We start from the raw sequence: 3,899 nt of genomic DNA, 5'->3' as shown, positions 1-3,899 counted from the left end.
GGGGGGAGGGGGGGGGCGCCTTTCCCCCGGGGGGGGTTGGGGGGTGTTCCCCCCCCCGCGATTGGCTCTGTTACTTACCGATCTGAATCTTCGGTGCCCACTGCAGCCATTCATCTTCAGCCTTGTCGAACAAGGCAAAGGTCTGCTGCGGCCGCGCCGGGTTACCCATCTTCTCGCCATCTGGCGTGGCAAAGGCAATCCCACCCTCGATCAGGGTTTCCAGCGACTCTGTACGCACCGTAGCACCCTTGAACAGGCCGAAGTCAAAGCCGAAGCCACTGCTGTTCCAGAAACGGCTGCCACCGCGCACCAGGGAGGCGTAGCGCGGTTCGATCAAGATATGAATCAATACCCGATCCGCCGTCTGACCCAACTCGAAGCCGGTCACCTTGCCCACCGGAATTTCCCGGTAAGTCACCGGCACACCCGGCTTGATCGAGCCACGCCGCGGCGCGCTGAGCACCAGCGCAAGACCCGCTTCACGCGCAGAGAAGTCCGGCGCTTGCGGCAATGCGTTGAACGTACGCTGAGGCCCCAGGTTCTTCGATGCAGGCTGCACTTCCAGATACTGGCCCGTCACCAGGGTTTCCAGGTTCGCCGTCTTGACGATACCCAGAGCCGGCTTGACCACCCAGAACTGCGTACCTTCGCGAGCAATGCGCTCCGGCACTTCAGTAATACGCGCCTTGAGCAGCACTGCTTGCAGATCATCGGTCAGATCAACCTGCTCAACCTTGCCGACATCCAGCCCCTTGAAGCGAACCGGTGTACCGACTTTAAGGCCGTCCGCACGCTCGACCCGGATGGTTACCGTCGTACCACTGCGATTGGCCGCTTCCTGATCCACATTCAGGCGGAAACTTGGAATACGGCGCTTGAGTGGCACATTCGGGATCGGCGTATCGAAAGCGATCCCACCGGCCATCAGGCTCTGCAACGATTCACTCTTGATCTGAACGCCTGACAGCCCACCGGTGAGGGTGATGCCACTGGCATTCCAGAATCGTGTCGAACCGTTGACCAGGTTGGCGTATTCCTTCTCGATGTGTACACCGATCAGCAGGCGCTTGCTCTTTTTCGAGAACTGGTAGCTCTGCACGGTACCGACCTTGACCTGACGGTAAAGCACCGGGCTACCAACTTCCAGAGAACCGAGGTTGTCACTGAACAGCACCAGATGCAGTCCAGGCGCCTTCAGGTCGAGTGGCGGCGCCTTGGGCCGAGCCTCGAACTCACGCTGCGGAGAAGCGCCCTTCTCACCTGGTCGAATAGCAATGTAGTTACCTTTGACCAAGGCTTCCAGACCAGTGATACCGGCCAGGGAAATGGAAGGTTTGACCACCCAGAACTGGGTGCCATCAACCAGGTAGTCTTCGGCCAATGGGTCCAGGGTCAGTTCGGCTACCGCACTGCTCAGATCTGCGTCGACTTTCAGGGTCTTCAGCGAGCCGACCTGGATGCCTTTGTACATCACCGGCGTACGACCGGCCTGCAGCCCTTCAAAGTCGCCCAACTTGACCTTGACCTTGATACCCGCCTGGGCGGCATCGAAATCCTCGAACAGGCGGAACGGCAAGCTCGGATCCGTTGCCGGACTGTCCTTGCGGTGCTCTGGCGTAGCAAAGGCAATACCGCCGGCGACAATACTGGCCAACGACTCGCTGCGTACCTTCACCCCGGACAGGTTGGCATCGATGCTGATGCCACTGGCGTTCCAGAAGCGCGTGTGTTTGCGCACCAGATTGGCATAGGCAGGCTCGATGAAGACCTTGATCTCCACCGTACCCTGGTCTTCGGCCAGGCGATAGCTCTTCACTCGACCGACCTGGATCTGTTTGTAGAACACCGGGCTGTCACGGTTGAGCGAGCCCAGCCGATCGGCCTTGAGGGTCAGGTGCAGGCCGGGTTCGCTGTCAGACAGAGGCGGCGCTTCATCCAGCGCCTTGAAGCGCTTGGTCGGCTCCCCTTCACCTGGGCTGACGGCAATGTAATTACCCGACACCAGGGTCTCCAGACCAGTGATACCCGCCAGGGTGACACTTGGCTTGACCAGCCAGAAGCGCGTGCCGCTGTTCAGATGGGGCTCAGCTTCCTTGTTCATTTCAATGGTGGCGATAACCCCGGTATTGCTGCCCTTGGCATCCAGTACCAGCTCTTTCACCTTACCCACTGACATGCCCTTGAAGACCACTTCGGTCTTGTTGGCAACAATGCCCTCACCGCTTTCAAAGCGAACCTGAATGTTCACTCCGGATTCGCGGTAGGCCTGCCAGCCAAGCCAGCCGCCAATCACCAGGGCAATCAGAGGCAATATCCATATAGCCGACCAGTTCGAAGCTGGGCGGGTTCTAGCCGTAGGCAAATCACTCATGGTCGTCATCCGACTCCGTGTTATCCCAAATCAGTCGGGGATCGAAGGTTACTGCTGCGAGCATCGTCAGGATCACCACACTGGCGAAGGCGACGGCGCCCAGGTTGGCTTCGACACTGGCGATCCTGCCGAAATTCACTACCGCCACCAGAATGGCGATCACGAAAATGTCCAGCATCGACCAGCGTCCGATAAATTCAATGAAGCGGTACATCAGGATCCGTTGCCGGGCGGACAACGGTTGATGGCGTTGCACCGAGTAGAGCAACAGGCCGATACCCACCAACTTGAAGGTGGGCACCAGAATACTGGCAATGAACACCACCGCCGCGATTGGCAACATGCCGTGCTTCATCAGGGTGATGACACCGGACATGATAGTGTCCGGACTGCCCTGCCCCAGAGCACTGACCGTCATGATCGGCAGCACGTTCGCCGGGATGTACAGAATCGCTGAAGTCAGCAGCAACGCCCAGGTTCTGACCAGGCTGTTGGGCCGCCGCGCATGCACAATGGCACCGCAGCGGCTGCAGGTTTGCGAGGCACTCTCGGCCTCCCGGCGATTCAGTTCATGGCATTCGCCACACACCAGAATCCCGGCATCAATCGCACGCATGCAGGTCTTCCCCCGATAAAGCACTCCAGATCTGGTGGGGTGACATCACCACCTCCAGCCACACCTGCACCAAAAGCAAACTGATAAAACAAGCCAGCCCCAGGCCGAGACTCAGCTCTGCCAGGTCGACCAGCTTGACCATCGCAACCAGCACGCCCATGAAGTACACCTCGAGCATGCCCCAGTCGCGCAGATGGTGATAAATCCGGTAAAGCAACAAACCGTAACTGCGCCCGACATTCAGGCGGATGCTCAGCAGCACCATTAGCTGGCACAACAGCTTGAGCAAGGGGATCGCCATGCTGCAGAGGAACACAACCACTGCAACTTCCGTCATTCCGGTGTTGTACAACCCCACCACGCCAGTCCAGACCGTATCGTTGGAGCTCTGGCCCAATAGGTGCAGCTGCATGATAGGCAGGAAGTTGGCGGGTATGTAGAGCAGCAAGGCGGCGAGCACCAGGGCCAGGCTGCGCTGAACGACATTGTGGCGGTGGGCGTAGAGCTCGTAGCCGCAGCGCGGGCAATGTGCTTTTTCATCCAGCTTGAGCACAGGCTTGCGCATCAGCAGGTCACATTCGTGACACGCCACCAGTTGATCCAGGGGTAGATCTGCGAGCGGATGGGATTCGACAGGGTCGGACATAGTGAACTTCTGAGTCAACGCGAGGGCGGTATTCTACCCGATACCCGACGACTGGCACTCGGGCCAAATCAGCTGAAGGGCACATCGGTGGGCGTGGGAAGTTTCAGCGACCACAAAGACAAAACCCCTACCTGCATATGCAGATAGGGGTTTCGGAATTTAATCTTGACGATGACCTACTCTCACATGGGGAAACCCCACACTACCATCGGCGATGCATCGTTTCACTGCTGAGTTCGGGATGGGATCAGGTGGTTCCAATGCTC

At 58.7% G+C, this 3,899-nt stretch carries 3 protein-coding genes and 1 rRNA gene; all 4 read right to left on the bottom strand.

Going from position 1 to position 3,899, the window contains the following annotated elements:
- Positions 1–70: 70 nt before the first annotated feature.
- Complete coding sequence (locus ACO6VD_RS26370; RefSeq protein ID WP_400173186.1) at positions 71–2,371, bottom strand: MlaD family protein; 2,301 nt, start codon at positions 2,369–2,371, stop codon at positions 71–73.
- The gene (locus ACO6VD_RS26365) at positions 2,364–2,987 is read right to left on the bottom strand and encodes a paraquat-inducible protein A (protein WP_400173185.1); all 624 of its coding nucleotides are present in this window, start codon (positions 2,985–2,987) and stop codon (positions 2,364–2,366) included. Before ACO6VD_RS26365 ends, ACO6VD_RS26370 begins: the two co-directional genes overlap by 8 nt.
- The gene (locus ACO6VD_RS26360) at positions 2,974–3,633 is read right to left on the bottom strand and encodes a paraquat-inducible protein A (protein WP_400173183.1); all 660 of its coding nucleotides are present in this window, start codon (positions 3,631–3,633) and stop codon (positions 2,974–2,976) included. The genes ACO6VD_RS26365 and ACO6VD_RS26360 overlap by 14 nt, the downstream gene beginning before the upstream one ends.
- 163 nt (positions 3,634–3,796) lie before the next feature.
- Positions 3,797–3,899 (bottom strand): 5S ribosomal RNA (rrf, locus tag ACO6VD_RS26355); the annotation flags it as partial.

The organism is Pseudomonas sp. GZD-222 (genome assembly GCF_049310525.1).
In the GTDB taxonomy this organism is placed as follows: Bacteria; Pseudomonadota; Gammaproteobacteria; order Pseudomonadales; family Pseudomonadaceae; genus Aquipseudomonas.
This window is presented reverse-complemented; position numbering and strand designations above follow the sequence as displayed.

Excerpts from the sequence above, each read along its gene's own strand:
- ACO6VD_RS26360 (WP_400173183.1), bottom strand. The coding sequence starts at position 3,633 with ATGTCCGACCCTGTCGAATCCCATCCGCTCGCAGATCTACCCCTGGAT.
- ACO6VD_RS26370 (WP_400173186.1), bottom strand. The coding sequence starts at position 2,371 with ATGAGTGATTTGCCTACGGCTAGAACCCGCCCAGCTTCGAACTGGTCG.
- ACO6VD_RS26365 (WP_400173185.1), bottom strand. The coding sequence starts at position 2,987 with ATGCGTGCGATTGATGCCGGGATTCTGGTGTGTGGCGAATGCCATGAA.